Annotated in this window: 18 protein-coding genes; 6 read left to right on the top strand and 12 right to left on the bottom strand. The window is 66.7% G+C overall.

The genetic code is table 11. From position 1 onward, the window contains the following. Positions 1-94: 94 nt before the first annotated feature. The gene (locus BLM15_RS01010; protein WP_110488895.1) at positions 95-481 is read left to right on the top strand and encodes a response regulator; all 387 of its coding nucleotides are present in this window, start codon (positions 95-97) and stop codon (positions 479-481) included. 129 nt (positions 482-610) lie between these two features. Further along, positions 611-1,168 carry a glutathione peroxidase gene (locus BLM15_RS01015; RefSeq protein WP_126109532.1) on the top strand — a complete coding sequence of 186 codons (558 nt, stop codon included), beginning with the start codon at positions 611-613 and terminating at the stop codon, positions 1,166-1,168. A 110-nt stretch (positions 1,169-1,278) separates the two neighbouring features. Here BLM15_RS01015 and BLM15_RS01020 read toward each other — a convergent pair whose 3' ends face one another. The 6 genes from BLM15_RS01020 to fliK form a co-directional block, all read right to left on the bottom strand. Continuing rightward, positions 1,279-2,694: a mannose-1-phosphate guanylyltransferase/mannose-6-phosphate isomerase gene (locus BLM15_RS01020; protein WP_126109534.1), complete on the bottom strand. Its 1,416-nt coding sequence runs from the start codon at positions 2,692-2,694 to the stop codon at positions 1,279-1,281. 103 nt (positions 2,695-2,797) lie between these two features. Next, positions 2,798-3,343 carry a molybdopterin adenylyltransferase gene (mog, locus tag BLM15_RS01025; protein ID WP_126109536.1) on the bottom strand — a complete coding sequence of 182 codons (546 nt, stop codon included), beginning with the start codon at positions 3,341-3,343 and terminating at the stop codon, positions 2,798-2,800. Between the two features lie 8 nt (positions 3,344-3,351). Continuing rightward, entirely contained in the window at positions 3,352-4,359 is a 1,008-nt protein-coding gene (locus tag BLM15_RS01030; protein WP_126109538.1) for an NAD-dependent epimerase, read from the bottom strand. 61 nt (positions 4,360-4,420) lie between these two features. Next, positions 4,421-5,548, bottom strand: a complete 1,128-nt coding sequence (locus tag BLM15_RS01035; RefSeq protein ID WP_126109540.1) for a GNAT family N-acetyltransferase — start codon at positions 5,546-5,548, stop codon at positions 4,421-4,423. Next, positions 5,545-5,820, bottom strand: a complete 276-nt coding sequence (locus BLM15_RS01040) for an EscU/YscU/HrcU family type III secretion system export apparatus switch protein (protein WP_126109542.1) — start codon at positions 5,818-5,820, stop codon at positions 5,545-5,547. Before BLM15_RS01040 ends, BLM15_RS01035 begins: the two co-directional genes overlap by 4 nt. Then, the gene (gene fliK, locus BLM15_RS01045) at positions 5,817-7,346 is read right to left on the bottom strand and encodes a flagellar hook-length control protein FliK (protein ID WP_126109544.1); all 1,530 of its coding nucleotides are present in this window, start codon (positions 7,344-7,346) and stop codon (positions 5,817-5,819) included. The genes BLM15_RS01040 and fliK overlap by 4 nt, the downstream gene beginning before the upstream one ends. 119 nt (positions 7,347-7,465) lie before the next feature. Here fliK and BLM15_RS01050 point away from each other — a divergent pair, with 119 nt between their 5' ends. After that, positions 7,466-8,476: an aldo/keto reductase gene (locus tag BLM15_RS01050; protein WP_126109546.1), complete on the top strand. Its 1,011-nt coding sequence runs from the start codon at positions 7,466-7,468 to the stop codon at positions 8,474-8,476. Between the two features lie 114 nt (positions 8,477-8,590). Here BLM15_RS01050 and BLM15_RS01055 read toward each other — a convergent pair whose 3' ends face one another. Next, entirely contained in the window at positions 8,591-9,001 is a 411-nt protein-coding gene (locus BLM15_RS01055; protein ID WP_126109548.1) for a DUF2000 family protein, read from the bottom strand. Between BLM15_RS01055 and BLM15_RS01060 the strand changes: the two genes are divergently transcribed. Further along, entirely contained in the window at positions 9,000-9,884 is an 885-nt protein-coding gene (locus BLM15_RS01060) for an AraC family transcriptional regulator (RefSeq protein WP_126109551.1), read from the top strand. The genes BLM15_RS01055 and BLM15_RS01060 overlap by 2 nt on opposite strands. 7 nt (positions 9,885-9,891) lie before the next feature. On the opposite strand, the gene BLM15_RS01065 is transcribed toward BLM15_RS01060, so the two are convergent. Then, entirely contained in the window at positions 9,892-10,215 is a 324-nt protein-coding gene (locus BLM15_RS01065) for a hypothetical protein (protein WP_126109553.1), read from the bottom strand. Between the two features lie 82 nt (positions 10,216-10,297). Next, positions 10,298-10,945, bottom strand: a complete 648-nt coding sequence (locus BLM15_RS01070; protein WP_126109555.1) for a TetR/AcrR family transcriptional regulator — start codon at positions 10,943-10,945, stop codon at positions 10,298-10,300. 101 nt (positions 10,946-11,046) lie between these two features. Between BLM15_RS01070 and BLM15_RS01075 the strand changes: the two genes are divergently transcribed. Then, positions 11,047-11,787, top strand: a complete 741-nt coding sequence (locus BLM15_RS01075) for an SDR family NAD(P)-dependent oxidoreductase (RefSeq protein ID WP_126109557.1) — start codon at positions 11,047-11,049, stop codon at positions 11,785-11,787. 12 nt (positions 11,788-11,799) lie between these two features. Here BLM15_RS01075 and BLM15_RS01080 read toward each other — a convergent pair whose 3' ends face one another. Then, positions 11,800-12,603 (bottom strand): MBL fold metallo-hydrolase, encoded by an 804-nt coding sequence (locus tag BLM15_RS01080; protein WP_126109559.1) that lies wholly within the window; start codon positions 12,601-12,603, stop codon positions 11,800-11,802. A gap of 193 nt (positions 12,604-12,796) precedes the next feature. On the opposite strand from BLM15_RS01080, the gene ettA reads away from it, so the two are divergent. After that, positions 12,797-14,449, top strand: coding sequence for an energy-dependent translational throttle protein EttA (gene ettA / locus BLM15_RS01085; RefSeq protein WP_126109561.1), 1,653 nt, complete (start codon positions 12,797-12,799; stop codon positions 14,447-14,449). Positions 14,450-14,547: 98 nt separating this feature from the next. Here the strand turns inward: ettA and BLM15_RS01090 are convergent, their stop codons facing one another. Together BLM15_RS01090 and BLM15_RS01095 are read right to left on the bottom strand one after the other, a co-directional pair. Then, entirely contained in the window at positions 14,548-14,859 is a 312-nt protein-coding gene (locus BLM15_RS01090; protein WP_126109563.1) for a hypothetical protein, read from the bottom strand. A 14-nt stretch (positions 14,860-14,873) separates the two neighbouring features. Beyond that, a complete protein-coding gene (locus tag BLM15_RS01095) occupies positions 14,874-16,112 on the bottom strand; it encodes a DNA sulfur modification protein DndB (RefSeq protein WP_126109566.1) in 1,239 nt (412 codons plus the stop codon). Positions 16,113-16,134 lie beyond the last annotated feature (22 nt).

Genomic DNA, 16,134 nt, shown 5'->3' on the forward strand with positions numbered 1-16,134 from the left:
GGACGCGGTCACGATGATCTATCACATTGTTATCGCATCGGATTCCTCCGAAAAGTGGAATCCACTTTTCGGTCCGATGCTATGGGAGAGTGCCATGTCAAAGGCGAGAAGCGAGTATCGCATCCTTGTGGTCGACGACCAGAAGAGCATGCGCGGCCTTGCCACCTATTTCCTCAAGCAGATCGAGTTCCAGGACATCGATGAGGCAGAGAATGCCCGCGAAGCCCTGATGAAAATGCAGACCAAGCGCTACGATCTGCTGCTGCTCGACTGGAACATGGACGGGATGAGCGGCATCGACCTCCTGCGCGCCATCCGCTCGGTGCCGGAGCTCAATCAGATCAAGATCATCATGGCGACCTCGGAGCGCTCGGTCGACAAGATGGACGAAGCGACCACCAACGGCGCCGACCATTACGTCGTGAAGCCCTATGAGCTGCGCGATCTCGAGGTGCGCGTGAAGAAGGTTCTGGCCTGCTGAGCGGCCCGCGCTCCTCGCGAACGATCAACGCCCCGGCCCGTGCCGGGGCGTTTTCGTTTCCGCTCGCGGATATCTTACTTGGCGAGTAGGCTAATCCGGCAGTAGCCTGGCATCATCGCGGAGCTTCCCATGCGCTTCCATCGCCGCCAGTTTCTCGCTCTTCTCGCGCTCGCACCGGCTGCTCCGGCGCTGGCCGCGCAAGGGGACAGCAATGCCTACGCCTTCAGCTTCGACCGGGCGGAGGGTGGGCGCATTCCGCTCTCGGCCTATCGCGGCAAGCCGATCCTGATCGTCAACACGGCGACGCAATGCGGCCTTGCCGGGCAGTTCGTCGGGCTCGAACAGCTCTGGCAGCGCTACCGCGACCGCGGCCTCGTCCTGATCGCGGTGCCGAGCAATGATTTCGGCGGGCAGGAGCCGCTCGACGGCGCGGCGATCGCCGAGGCGGTGCGCCAGAGCCATGGCGCGAACTATCCGATCACGCAGAAGAACGTCGTGCGCGGACCGGATGCCCATCCGTTCTATCGCTGGGCGGCGAACCAGCGCCCGACCGAGCTGCCGAACTGGAACTTCCACAAATACCTGATTGGCCGCGATGGCAGCCTGATCGGCAGCTTCAGCTCGCGCAGCGACCCGCTGGCGCCGGAACTCGTCCGCGCGATCGGGCAGGAGCTGGAGAAGGGCTGAGCCCTATCCGTCATTGCGAGGAGCGCAAGCGACGAAGCAATCCAGGGCTCGCTCAACGGCCCTGGATTGCTTCGCTGCGCTCGCAATGACGATGCAGCGCGCGGGCGCCCTCAGCTGCGCGCGTAGATGTCCTCGATGCGGATGATGTCGTCCTCGCCGGTGTAGCTGCCGACCTGGACCTCGATCAGTTCGAGCCCGATCTTGCCGGGGTTCTTCAGCCGGTGGGTGCAGCCGATCGGCAGGTAGACCGACTCGTTCTCGTGGACGAATTTGACAGTGCCGTCGAGCGTGACCTCGGCGGTGCCGCGCACGACGACCCAATGCTCGGCGCGGTGGAAATGCTTCTGCAGGCTGAGCTGGCCGCCTTCCTTGACGTGGATGCGCTTGACCTGGAAGCGGGCGCCGATGTCGATGCGCTGATACCAGCCCCAGGGCCGGTAGATGCGCAGATGCTCGCTGGCCTCGGGGCGCCCTTCTGCCTTCATCTGCTCGACCAGCGTCTTGACCTTGCCGGCTGCCGACATGGAGGCGACGAGCACGGCATCGCGGGTCGAGACCACGACGACGTCGTCGAGCCCGACCACGGTGGTCAGCACGTCCTCGCTGCGGATCAGCGAGCGGCGGGTGTCGAGCGCAACCGCCGGTCCCTCCAGCACATTGCCGTCGGCGTCCTGCGGCTTGATCGCGTGGATCGAATCCCAGGAGCCGACATCGGACCAGTCGAAAGACGCGGCGAGCATGCCGGCATGGGAGGTGCGCTCCATCACGGCATAGTCGATCGAGATCTTGGTGGCCTTGCCGAAGCTCTCGGGATCGAGCCGCAGGAAGTCGAGATCGCGGGTGGCCTTCTCGACCGCAGCCTCGGCCGCCGAGAGCACGGCTGGTGCATGGCGCGAGAGCTCCTCGCGCATGGTCTTGGCGGCGAACAGGAAATTGCCGCTGTTCCAGAGATAGCCCTCGGCGACATATTTTTCGGCGATGTCGAGCTTCGGCTTCTCGACGAAGCGGGAGAGGCGGCTGGCGTCGGGCTCGGGCAGCGCTTTGCCCGGGGCGAGATAGCCATAAGCGGTCGAGGGATGCGTCGGCTTGATGCCGAGCGTCATGATCAGCCCGGTCGCAGCCAAGCTCGCCGCGCGCTTGCAGTCCGCGCGGAAGGCCTCGGCGTCGCCGACGACATGGTCGGAGGCGAGCGCGACGCAGACGGCTTCCGGATCGCGCTTGCTGGCCATGACCGTGCCGACCGCGATGGCCGCTGCGGAATCGCGCCGCTCGGGCTCCAGCACGATCTCACCCTTGATGCCGAGCGCCAGCATCTGCTCGGCGACGATGAAGCGGAAATCATTGTTGGTGATGACGATCGGCGCGCCGAAAGCCGGATCGACGAGGCGCCGCAGCGTCGCCTGGAAGGTCGAGAGGCCGTCCTCCAGCAGCGCGATGAACTGCTTCGGCATGGTGTCGCGCGAGAGCGGCCACAGCCGGGTGCCGGAGCCGCCGGCCATGATGAGAGGAACGATCTTTGCAGCCATGAACGGGTTCCGGCGAAAACTGGTCCCCCATTCCTACAGCACCGAAGCTACCATCCGATAAACGCTCGCTAGGAGAGGATGATGGTGTCGGTCGAGATCCTGTTCACCCTTTCGGCTTCTGCCCCGGTCGGAACGCCACGATCACGGCCGGGTCGGTTTCGAGGTACGGTCCCTCGATCAGGTCGATGCAGTAGGGGATCGCCGGCATCACCGCGTCGAGGCATTCGGCGATGGCGCGCGGGCGGCCGGGCAGGTTGACGATCAGCGACTTGCCGCGAGTACCGGCGAGCTGGCGCGAGAGGATCGCGGTCGGCACCTTGGCGAGGCTGACCTGGCGCATCAATTCACCGAAGCCGGGCATCAGCTTGTCGATCACATCCTCGGTCGCTTCGGGCGTGACGTCGCGCGGGGCAGGGCCGGTACCGCCCGTCGTGACGATCAGGCAGCAGCCCTCCTTGTCGGCGAGTTCGATCAGCGTCTGCGCGATGCCGCCGCGCTCGTCGGGGATGACGCGGGTGATCGCTTGCCACGGGCTGGTCAGCGCCTTGGCGAGATAATCGAGGATGGCCGGGCCGCCCTCGTCGGCGTAGACGCCGGCCGAGGCGCGGTCGGAGACGGTGACGATGCCGATCTTCGCAGGGGACGCCATGGTTTTCCTCAGACGCGGTAGAAATCGCGATACCAGCGCACCATGCGCCCGATGCCCTCGGCGAGCGGGGTGTGCGGGCGAAAGCCGACCGCCGCCTCCAGCGCCGAGACGTCGGCGGCGGTGCGCAGCACGTCGCCGGGCTGGCGCGGCTTCATCTCCATCACGGCCTTCTTGCCGACCGCCTGCTCGATTGTGGCAATGAAGTCCATCAGCGGCACCGGATCGGAGTTGCCGATATTGTAGAGCCGCCAGGGCGCGGAGGAGGTCGCGGGGCTGGGCTCGTCGCTCGACCAGGCGGGATCGGGCGCGGCGACCTGGTCGAGCACGCGCACCACGCCCTCGACGATATCGTCGACATAGGTGAAGTCGCGCTCGTGCTTGCCCTCGTTGAAGACCTCGATCGGCTCGCCGGCCAAAATCTTCCGGGTGAAGATCATCGGCGCCATGTCCGGCCGACCCCAGGGGCCGTAGACGGTGAAGAAGCGCAGGCCCGTCGTCGGCAGCCCGTAGAGATGGCTGTAGGCATGGGCCATGCCTTCGTTCGCCTTCTTGGTCGCGGCGTAGAGGCTGACCGGATGGTCGACATTGTCCTCGACGCGGAAGGGCGTGCGGGTGTTGGCGCCGTAGACCGAGCTGGACGAGGCGTAGACGAGATGCTCGACGCCATTGCGGCGGCAGCCTTCGAGGACATGGCCGAAGCCGGTGAGATTGGAATCGAGATAGGCCTGCGGATTGTCGATCGAGAAGCGCACGCCGGCCTGGGCGCCGAGATGGACGACGCGCTCGAAGCGGCCTTCAGCGAAAAGCTTGGCCATGCGGTCGCGATCGGCGAGGTCGAGCGTCTCGAAGCTGAAGCGGTTATGGCCGGCAAGGCGGGCGAGGCGCGCCTGCTTCAAGGCGGGATCGTAATAATCGTTGAGGTTGTCGATGCCGACGACCTCGTCGCCGCGTTCGAGCAGAACCCGGGCTGTCTCGTTGCCGATGAAGCCGGCAGCCCCCGTCACCAGAACGCGCATGATCCTCCTCGCGCCAGTCGCGGCGTCAAGGTTACGTCTATCGAGCAGCTTGCTGTCCCGGTCAACGCGGGCCGCGGTCGCGCCAGCGCCTTAGCCGCTTGCGCGCGGTCGCTGCGAGCCGGGGCAGGATGGCGGTTCGGCCGCCGAGCGCGACGATCGCGTTCGCCATCTCCTGACGCTCGCCCCAGGGATAGGCCGACGGATCGACCCGGTCGCCGGCGCCGCTGTCCAGCCGGAACGGGCGGCCCACGGCGAAATCGGCGCGCAGCATCTCGATGGCCAGCGCCCGGCCCGGCGAGAGGCGGGCTTTAGTCTCGTCATAGGCGATCTTGAGAAAGTGCGACTGCCCGGCGAGGTCGAGCAGCAGGCCGCCGGCGATCGGCGTGCCGTCCAGCCGCAGCAGGTCGATACGGGCGGCGTCGACGGCAGCGAAATTCCCGACGATCTCGCGGATATAGGCAACATGCTCCGGCAGGCTCGCGAGCGCGGTGCCGCCACGGCCCTTCCAGCCGGCTGCTTCGAGCTTGAGGAAATCCTCCAGTGCGGCGAAGGCATCGGCGCCGCGATGGCGCTCATAGGCGAGCGCGCCGGCCTTCTCGAGCTGGCGGTGCTGCTGCAGGCGCTTCTTGTAGCCCTGGGCTAGGGCACGCCGCAGATAGCGCTCGGCATCGTCTCCCGGCTCGGGGACCAGCATCGGCCGCTGCCAGCGCTCGAAGGTCGTGATGGTGTCGCCGGTTGCCGCCAGCGCGGACTCGATGGCGGAGAAGACGTTACCCTGCATGGGTAATAGAGGCAGCTTCAGGATGCTCGGCAGATCGGGCGCCTCGACGATGGCGCGCACCAGCGCCACGGCGACATCACCCGCACGCTCACGGTCGAGCACCGGGGCTGAGGACACCTCGTAGAGCGGCACCAGTGGCGCTTCGAGGACGGGTGCGAAGCCGGTGTGGATGCTGCGGGCTCGGCCCAGGGCCCAGATGCCGAGCAGGCGCTCCTCGCCCTGCTCGTGCGCCGCGAGGACAACGATATCGTCGGCGGCGATGCCGAAGCTCATCGTAGCCGCGACGGCCGCTGGCGCCATATGAAGGTTGGGCGCCTCGGCCCTTCGGCAGAGATCGGCGAAGGCTTCGGCGTAGGTGGCGCCATAGGTCCCGGCCGTCAGGCGGCGGACCGCGACAGCTGAGCTCATGGGCGCGGCGGGCCACCGCTGCGGCGGCGCAGCCCGAGCACGAAGGCGATCACCTGCGCGGTCGCGAGGTAGAGCTCCTCGGGGATCGTGTCCTCGAGCTCGACCGCCGAGAGCGCCTGCGCCAGCACGGCGTTCTGCTCGACCGCGATGTCGTGCTCGCGCGCCGTCTCGACGATCTTCTCCGCGACGAGGCCATGGCCCTTGGCGGTGACGCGCGGTGCGCCCTGACCGTCATATTCAAGCGCGACGGCGAGCGGCAAAGGCTGGCTCATGAGCGGCGGTCCAGGAACTGGCCGGCGCTCGCCTTGGCCTGCTGCGGGTGGCCGGTGAAGACCTCGAACTCGGCGCTGTCGAAGCGCGACCTGAGCAGCGAGGTCTCCAGATCGGGCGTCGCCTGACGCAGCAGACGGCTGGTCTCTTCGCGCTCAGCCCAGAAGGAGACGCCGATGGCACGGCCTTGCAATGTCACCACGCCCTGCAACGCGCCGAGCGGCTCGACATCGAGCGCGAAGCGCACCCGCCAGAGCGGCGCGTCGGGTGTCGCGGAGCCGGGTTGGGGCGGATCGCGCTCGATCTCGAGCGGCAGCACGGCGGTGCCGTTCGGCAAAGCAAGCGGAATCTCGGTGAGCCAGCGCGCCTGTGGCTGCTGGTCGAGCCGCGCGGCCTCCTGCGGCAGCGAGGCGTATTGGGCGAGCGCGATCCGGTCGAGCGCCGCTTCCGCCTGGCCGAACAATGTCTGCGCGATCATGGCGGGGCGGGCGGCGCTGTTGAGGCTCGGCTCAGCGGCTGGCTGCGGCGTCAGCATGCCGTCGCGCGGCGGGGCAGGGCGCGCCTTGGCTGCCGTCGACGCAGCGGTATCCTGCTCTGGCGCCGTGCGCACGGCCGGGCGCCCGGGCTGCGGCGCAGTGTCAGCCGTCGTCTCGCCGGGAAGGGGCAACCTCGCTGCCGGTGCGCCTTCGACCGCAGGCTTGAGAAGGTCGCGCAGGCTCTGTAGCGCCGCCTTGAGATCGGTCTGCGGCGTCGGAGCCTCGCCCGCCGCTTGCCGTGCTTCGAGAAAGACGCCGGAGCGGGCGATAGCGGCCTTCAGCGCTTCGGGCGTGACTGGCCTGGCCTCCGCCGGCAGCCGCTGAGCGAGGATCTGGTTTACCAGCGTCATCAGCGGCTTCGGCAAGGTGAACGCGACCGAGCCCTGAGCCAGACTGCCGAGATTGGCGAAGAGCGGAGCGAAGCTGTCCTGGCGCCCGAGCGCGGCGCCGAGGAGAGGGCCGGCGACCGTACGGGGGGAGGCGGGCGCGGTCTGCGGAGTGACCGGCGCGGTGGGGACCGCGAGACCTGCCTGCAAGGCAGCAGGGGCAGTCGTTGTCTGTGCAGTTGCGGCGGCAATGGTGGGCGAGATCGCCGTTTGGGCCGGCTGTGGAGCGGCCGAGGGCGTGCCAACAGTCGGTTGCCCAGCCGGGGCCGAAGCGTTGGGGCTGCCAGTTGTTGGCGGGCGAATGCCGACGAGCGTCGCCTGCAGCGGAGCGCCCTGCTCGGCCGGCGCGGCGAGCTTGAGCACCAGGCTGGCGCCGGGCTGCAACGCCGCCTGCCTGGCCTCGGGGCCGGCGAGCACGAGCGCGACCTTGACGCCGTTGACCAAAGCGGTGGCGTTGCCGTCGCCATCGAGTGCGACGAGCTTGGCCTCCACCGTCTTGCCGGCTGCGAGGCCGCCATTGCCATTCATCGCCGCGAGCAGGGTCGCGAGGCTCTGGCTCTTGACGAGCGCGGCGAGTTGCGCCGGATCGGGCGGGATGGCTGCCATCCGAACAGCCTGCCACGAAATGTTAAGGATTTTCTTGCGCTGGGCCGTGTTGCGCCTGTGGCGCTGGTGCGGGCGACATCTCTGCGGCAGGTTTGCGCGCCTGTTCTGGAGAGATCGTCATGGATTATCGCGCACTCGGCCGTTCCGGCCTCAAGGTCTCGCCGCTCTGCCTGGGCACGATGATGTTCGGCGCGCAGACGGAGGAGGCCGATGCGCGCGCGATCATCGACAGTGCCGCCGAAGCCGGCATCAACTTCATCGACACGGCGGACGTCTATGCGGATGGGCGTTCGGAGGAGATTACCGGCCGCGCCATCGCCGACAACCGCCATGACTGGGTGCTGGCGACCAAGGCGGCGAATGCGATGGGCGAGGGGCCGAACCAGCGCGGGCTCTCGCGCAAATGGCTGCTCGAGGCCTGTAACGCCAGCCTGAAGCGGCTCGGCACGGATTTCATCGACATCTACTACCTGCACAAGGAGGATCACGAGACGCCTCTCGCCGAGACAATTCGGGCGATCGGCGACCTCGTGCGCGCCGGCAAGATCCGTTATTTCGGCGTCTCCAACTATCGCGGCTGGCGCGTCGCCGAGATCTGCCGGCTCTGCGACGAGCTCGGCATCGACCGGCCGGTGGTCAGCCAGCCCTATTACAACGCGATGAACCGCACGCCGGAGGTCGAGCATCTGCCGGCCTGCGGCTATTACGGGCTCGGCGTCGCCAGCTATTCGCCCCTGGCGCGCGGCGTGCTGACGGCGAAATACGAGCCCGGCCAGGCGCCGCCCGAAGGCACGCGGGCAGGGCGCGCCGACAAGCGCATCATGCAGACCGAATGGCGCGAGGAATCGCTCGTCATCGCCCGCACCATCGCCGACCATGCCGCGCGGCGGGGGCTGACGCCCGTGCAGTTCGCGGTCCGCTGGGTGCTGAACAACACGCTGCTGACCGCGGCGGTGGCGGGCCCACGCACCATGGAGCAGTGGCAGGGCTATCTTTCGGCGCTCTCGGTCGATTTCACCGCCGAGGACGAGGCGCTGGTCGATCGGCTGGTGCCGGCAGGCCATCCCTCGACGCCGGGCTATAGCGACCCGGCCTATCCGCTGGAGGGACGGGCGGCGCGGACGGGGTGATAACGGCGCACCGCCCGTCATTGCGAGGAGCGAAAGCGACGAAGCAATCCAGGGCCGGCAGAGCTCTATGTCCCCCTGGATTGCTTCGCTGCGCTCGCAATGACGGTGCAGTGTTCAAGGATGCAGCTTCAGCCCCTTGATCGCCTTGTCGACGGCCTTGCGCTCGCCATGCAGCGCGATGCCGACCAGGTCGAGCGCATCCGTCGCGACGGCTGCGACGGCGGCGCGATTGGCCTCGTCATGGCCGGTCGCGAACAGCTCTCGCGTGTAGAGCGAGGGCGTCAGGCCCGCTTCCCCGGCCCGGCGCAGGACGCGGGTGAGATCGGCCGAGGTCGCGGCGAAGATCAGGATCGGCTGGCGCGCCAGCGGACCGTAGACCTTGCCCGAGCCGTCGCGGTAAGCTTCACCACCGAGTTCCGGCGCGGCGGCGACCAGCCCGCCCGACAGGAACGCGGTGACGTTGAGCTTCTGCCAGGCGGCGAGCTCTTCTAGGACGATGATGGCAATCTTGGTGTCGAAGCGCATGCCGACAGCGATAGAACCCGCCGAGCCGGCCGGTCTTGAACGTTCGTGCGCGCTTGCCTCGCCCGGCGACTGGATCCGGACCGCGCCGGACGGGGAGGGCATCGAGCGGATCGAGGCCTTCTTCAGCGGCCATGCCTATGACACGCACCGGCACGACACCTACGCGATCGGATACACGATCAGCGGGGTGCAGAGCTTCGACTATCGTGGCGCGCAGCGGGATTCGACGCCGGGCGACCTGATCGTGCTGCATCCGGACGAGTTGCATAATGGCCGGGCCGGGATCGAGAGCGGATTCCGTTACCGGATGGCCTATGTCGAGCCCGGCCTGATCATGGCGGCGCTCGCCGGGCGCGCCAGCGCGATCCCGTTCATTGGCAATGCGGTCTGCCGCGATGGCAGCCTGATGCGGGCGCTGGTCGGCCTGCTCGGCGATGTCGAGCATGGGTTGGAGCCGCTGGAGCGCGATGCGGCGATCGGTGCGCTGGCCGAGGCGCTGCTCCGGCTCGACCCGTCCTGTGCACTGGCGGGCGCGGAAACGATCGCCATGCGGGCCTGCGAGCGGGCGCGCGATGTCCTGAGCGAGAGCCGGGACGAGGCGATCGATTCGGCGATGCTGGAGGTGATCACCGGGCTCGACCGCTATGCGCTGGCGCGGCAGTTCCGCCGCCGCTACGGCACCAGCCCGCATCATTACCTGGTGATGCGCCGGCTGGAGCGGGCGCGATTGCTGATCCGCCGGGGCGAGGCGCTGGCCGAGGCTGCGGCAGCGAGCGGCTTTGCCGACCAGAGCCATATGACCCGGCATTTCCGCCGCGCTTATGGGCAATCGCCCGGGCGTTGGCGGGCGATGCAGGTCGGCGGTGTGCCTGAAGCCGCCTGAGCGCGGCTCAGTTCAGGATGCAGAAGCCACCGACGACCACTTGCGAGCGGCACCAGATGCGCGGGTCTGCGGATTGTGTGCCGCGAAGATCGGCCGTCTCGACCGCGGCGGTGGCAGCGGGCGTCGCGATGCGGAGAGGCTGGCTCGCCGCGGCGTTCTGCGTCTGGCGGCTGCGCAGCGTCGGCGTGACCACGACATGGGAGCCGTCACGCTGGCCCTGGCCGGCATGGGTGGTGGACGAACGGCCGCCACCGAAGCGGAATTTGGCGGCCTCGGCGCTTGCCGGCAGCAAAGCGACAGCGAGGGCGGCGACGGCGAGACGACGGATCATGCCAGGCTCCATTGCGCGGCATGATTGTGCCTGAGTGCGCCTTTCCTGCCCAGCAAAGCCTCAGCTCAGGCTAAGCAAGAGGTTAAGCGGGACGCGCAAGCTCTCCTGCCGCCGCATGCGGTGGGGCAAACGTTCCGGTCAAGCCGCCCCAGGCTGCCATGGCCCCTTGCGCCACCGCTTCGAGCTCGGCGCGGGACGCACCGTCGCGAGCGCGGACCGACATGCCCTGCTGCACGGTGCAGTAGAAGGCGGCGATGGCGGCCGGATCGCCTCCCGGCAGCTCGCCGCTGCCGATCGCGGCGCGCAGTCGCTCCTCCAGCACGCCCTGCATCTCGGCGCGTGCATCGCGCAAGGCGCGGCCGGCCTCTTCGCTGGTGCCTGCGGCATGGACGACGGAGAGCACGACCATGCAGCCCGCCGGCTTGCCGGGACGGCTGAACAGCGCGGCCGAGCGCATCAGATACATCTCGATCGCCTCGCGGACCGTTGGCGCGGCGGCGATGGCGGCGGCGAGCTCGGCGCCGTCGCAATCCTCGTACAGCGCCATCGCCTCGCGATAGAGCGCCTCCTTGCTGCCGAAGGCGGCATAGAGGCTCGGCGCATTGATGCCCATCGCCCCGGTGAGCTCGCTCATCGAGGTGCCCTGGAAGCCCTTCTCCCAGAACAGCAGCATCGCCTGTTCCAGGGCCTGCGCCCGGTCAAAGGCACGTGGTCGGCCTCGTTCGGCCATGATGGCCACCTTTCTGTATCGAGCGATAAATAAATTACTTGACGCAGCGAGGCAAGCGGGTCATCTATCTCTGTATCGATCATTACAAATATGGGTGACCCATGACGAAATTGGCGGGCAAGACAGCCCTGGTGACCGGCGGCAGCCGCGGCATTGGCGCGGCGACGGCTCTCAGGCTGGCGCAGGATGGGGCGGATGTGGCGCTGACCTATGAGCGCGCTCGTGACAAGGCGGAGGCCGTGGCCGTGCAGATACGGGCGCTCGGCCGCAAGGCCGTGGTGCTGCAGGCCGACAGTGCCGACCCGGTGGCGCTGACGGCGGCCGTCGACAAGGCGGCAGCCGAGCTCGGCGGGCTCGACATCCTCGTCAACAATGCCGGCATCTGGCACTATGGCGAGGTCGGCAGCTGGGATCTCAAGGAGATCGACGCGATCATCGCGGTCAATGTCCGGGCAGTGATCGTCGCCTCGCAGGCAGCCGCGAAGCACCTGCCCGATGGCGGGCGGATCATCACCACCGGCTCATGCCTGGCCGAGCGCGTGATGGAGCCGGGCATCGCGCTCTATGCGATGAGCAAGGCGGCGCTGATCGGCTTCACCAAGGGCCTTGCCCGCGATCTCGGCCCGCGCGGCATCACCGTCAACGTCGTCCATCCCGGCTCGACCGACACCGACATGAATCCGGCCGATAGCGAGCATGCCGAGGCGCAGCGCCAGCGCATGGCGATCCCGCGCTATGGCAAGGCCGAGGACATCGCCGGCCTCGTCGCCTATCTGGCGAGTGAGGAAGGGCGCTTCATCACCGGCGCGGGGATAGCCATCGATGGCGGGGTGAACACCTGAGCGCTGTGGCGCTCAATGCCCGGGCAGCACGATGATCGTTGGCTTCGCCGGCAGCGCCGCCTTCGACAGCACAATCTCCGGCCGGTCGCGCCGCTCGACCGGCCAAAGATCCTGCGAGCGGCCGAGGAAGCGGTTGAGCGTGCCGCCGCCGAAGAAGTGCATGGGGATCATCACCCGGGCCTGCAGCGACTTCAGCACCTCCAGCATGCCTTCCTGGTCGAGCGTGTAGCTGCCGTCGACCGGGAAGAGCACGATGTCGACCCGCCCGAGCGCGCGTAAGTGGCCGGGCTCGAGCGGGTGGTGGAGATGGCCGAGATGGGCGATGCAGAGCTCGCCGATCTCGAAGACGAACATCGAATTTCCGTCGAAATCGGTGCCGCCGGAATAGGTGCGGATATTGGTCGGGACATTGCGGACACGGATGTCGCCAAGCGTGACGTCGTGCGCCGCGGGGCCCTTGCCGGACGGGTCCCAGCCCGGCAGCACCTGCTTGATCGCCGGATCGGGCGCGCGCGAGTAATGCGTCGAATGCGCCTTGTTCATCGTGGCGATGTCGGGCGTCACCGGCGGGCGGACATAGTCGTTGTAGTCGGTCGCGATCTTCACCCCGCCCGGCGTCTCGATCAGGAAGGTGGCGTGGCCGATGAAGGTGAGCTTCACCTCGTCCTTGGCGAGGTTCACGCGCTGGATCGGCAGGCGATAGCTCGCCATTTCCGGCCGGCAGCCGGGCTCGTTCGCCTGGGCGAGGGCTGATGGCGCGAATGCGGGCGCCAGCAGCAGTGCCAGCCCCATCGCGGCTCGGGACAGAAAGCGCATCGTTCCACTCCGCCCATTCGTCTGCCGCAGGCTGAGGCAAAAAGCCTGCCCGTGAAAGACCGGATATGCAGGGCTGGCGGAGTTGTGAGCGCCGGAGAGTTCTGAAGGTTGCGGCTCGGCATCCGCCTCGCTACATACGCGCCAGATTTCCCCAAAGCCCGAACGCCAGTCGCAAGCGGAGCCCGCACGCCCCATGTCTCGTCAGTTCATCTATCATATGCGCGGCCTGTCGAAGACCTATCCGGGCGGCAAGCAGGTCCTGAAGGACATCCATCTTTCCTTCTATCCGGACGCCAAGATCGGCGTGCTCGGCGTCAACGGCGCCGGCAAGTCGACCCTGCTCAAGATCATGGCCGGCTTCGACAAGGAGTGGACCGGCGAGGCCTGGGTCGCCGAGGGCGCGCGCGTCGGCTATCTGCCGCAGGAGCCCAAACTCGACGAGACCCTGAACGTCCGCGACAACATCATGCTCGGCGTCGGCCCGCAGAAGGCGATCCTCGACCGCTACAACGAGCTCGCCATGAACTACTCGGACGAGACTGCCGACGAGATGACCAATCTCCAGGACGAGATCGAGGCCAAGGGCCTGTGGGATCTCGATTCCAAGGTCGACCAGGCGATGGACGCGCTGCGCTGCCCGCCGGACGACTGGGAAGTCGGCAAGCTCTCGGGCGGCGAGCGCCGCCGCGTCGCACTGTGCAAGCTTCTGCTGGAGCAGCCCGAGCTCTTGCTGCTCGACGAGCCGACCAACCATCTCGACGCCGAGACCACCGCCTGGCTCGAAGGGCACCTCAGGACGTATCCGGGCGCGATCCTGATCGTCACCCACGATCGCTACTTCCTCGACAACGTCACCAGCTGGATCCTCGAGCTCGATCGCGGCCAGGGCATCCCCTATGAGGGCAACTACTCGGCCTGGTCGGTGCAGAAGCAGAAGCGCCTCGCCCAGGAAGGCCGCGAGGACGTCTCGCGCCAGAAGACCCTGGAGCGCGAGCAGGAGTGGATTTCGGCCTCGCCGAAGGCGCGCCAGGCCAAGAGCAAGGCCCGCATCCAGCGCTATGACGAGCTGGTGCAGAAGGCCTCGAACAAGGGCCCGGACACCGCGCAGATCATCATCCCGATCGCCGAGCGGCTCGGCAACAACGTCGTCGATTTCGAGGACCTGTCCAAGGGCTTCCAGGACAAGCTGCTGATCGACGGACTCTCCTTCAAGCTGCCGCCGGGCGGCATCGTCGGCGTGATCGGTCCCAACGGCGCCGGCAAGACGACGCTGTTCAAGATGATCACCGGGGTCGAGAAGCCCGATGCCGGCACGATCAAGATCGGCGAGAGCGTCCAGCTCGGCTATGTCGACCAGAGCCGTGACTCGCTCGACGACAAGAAGAATGTCTGGGAGGAGATCTCGGGCGGCAACGACATCATCTATCTCGGCAAGAAAGAAATCAATTCAAGGGCTTATTGCTCGGCCTTCAACTTCAAGGGCGGCGACCAGCAGAAGAAGGTGGGCTCGCTCTCGGGCGGTGAGCGCAATCGCGTCCACCTCGCCAAGATGCTGAAGTCCGGCGCCAACGTCCTCCTGCTCGACGAGCCGACCAACGACCTCGACGTCGACACGCTGCGGGCGCTCGAAGAGGCGCTGGAGGATTATGCCGGCTGTGCCGTGATCATCAGCCACGATCGCTGGTTCCTCGACCGCATCGCGACCCACATCCTCGCCTTCGAGGGCGACAGCCATGTCGAGTGGTTCGAGGGCAACTTCCAGGATTACGAGGAAGACAAGCAGCGCCGGCTCGGGATCGACTCCACCATCCCGAAGCGCATCCAGTACAAGAAGTTCACGCGCTAAGCGGTTGGTGCAGGATTCAAAAAGGCCCGCGCTCCGGAAACGGGGCGCGGGCTTTTCTGTTCTTTGAGAAGTTGTTTCAGATTCGAGCTACCCGGCGCTCAGCCGGTCCTTGTGCGGATTTGCCGCTCTGCGGCGGCAAGCGCAGCCCTCGCCTCGGCAAGTGCGGTCATGGCGGCGTTGGCCGCCTTTCCGCTCAGATAGGGCCCGGGAGCAGGCAGCTCATCAGGCGCAGCCGAAGCCACCCACCCATAGGTAATGCCTGCGGCAATTTCTGCGATGCGACCGCCATTGACGCCAAACCATGACGCGATGTCATGCTGCCGATCGCCCCGAACGAGCATGCCCTTCACCTGTGCTGCATCAGTTTCGGTGAGGTGGATGCCGCTGGGCTTAGCGCGGCGCCGGTTCATATGGACAGCCCTCCTCACGCGAGCACCCGTTCGGTGGTGGGCTTTTGAAGCACACCGTCTTTGATTGCTTTGTAGACAAGTGAGCCGCTCTCCTTCGGCCCGCCGAGCGTCACAGCACCAGTCAGACTCTTCTTGGCACCCACCGCCGCCCAATGGTTGCCGCGGCTCCAATCTACGGAGCCAAGGTGCTTTTGAGCAGCAATATGGAAAGCGTGCTCAAGCGCCGCGGGTGTCAGTTGATTGTGAAAGTCTTCGCCGGCCACTTCCTGCCATACATCGCGGCCGATCGCGCCGATTGCCGCCCACACGGCTGGAGCCGAGGCGAACGTGTACTCCCGCTCATGTGCTGCGAGCGCTCCGTTCAGGGCGTCAGTGGCGGCCGTGTACCAGGCCTTCGCTGCAAATTCTTGCTCGATAAAATCTTCTTCGCTGATCTCCACCGACTTAGTCTGATTCTGCACGCCACCGATGCCTTGATTAAAGCAAACTACCGAGGTGCGGAGCGCCGAGATCGTGACGACTTCCTTGTCTGATTTGCTGAGCTGGCGCTTCTGTCGGTTGACCAACCCCGACAGGGCTGGGACCGACTTCTCGATACTTTTGGCGAGTCGGGTGGCGTCGTCTCGGTTGTCGAGCCCGATCGCCATTGACGTCGTGACCTTAACTCCCTCTGAGTTGCAGTCGGAGAAGACCTGAGCGGCGTCATCCTCAGGGATGCCGTGAATGATAGCCACTTTAACCTTCGTCTTGTCGAGGAGCCCAGGCGCTAGCCCTTCGGCAAGATTGCGAGCCGTGGTTTGTGTGTCGCCATCAAGAGCGACGAGCTTCAAGTCGTGCGGAACGATGGCCCAGGCCAGACCGGTCTGCGAATCCACCTCGACGCGAAGCTTGCGCGGCGACCATAGGACGATCTGCGGCGTGAAGCCCTCACCAGTCTTCGTCTTGCGGATGATGTACTTCGCGTAGGGCTCTACGTTGCGCCTCTTCGCGCCGGTAATAAGGCGCTGTACGCGAGCGCGAAGATCGGCCACCGGAGCCAGGTCAGTATTGTACTTAGCGAGCGTGCCCTCAAGCCGACGCGGGTCGGGGACCATGGCCTTGAAGAGACCGTGGTTCAGGACGCCTTGGAATTCATGATCATCCACACTGGAACCAAAAACGGGAAACCCGTCGGCGAGGGGCGGATCGGGGAGGTTAATCTGCATATCGCGTGCTTTCTGTTGGCGGTTGAATTTCGCCGCGAGACGGAGCACACTAATTGCGTCACCAAACGTG

It is taken from the genome of Bosea sp. Tri-49 (assembly GCF_003952665.1).
Taxonomy (GTDB): Bacteria; Pseudomonadota; Alphaproteobacteria; order Rhizobiales; family Beijerinckiaceae; genus Allobosea.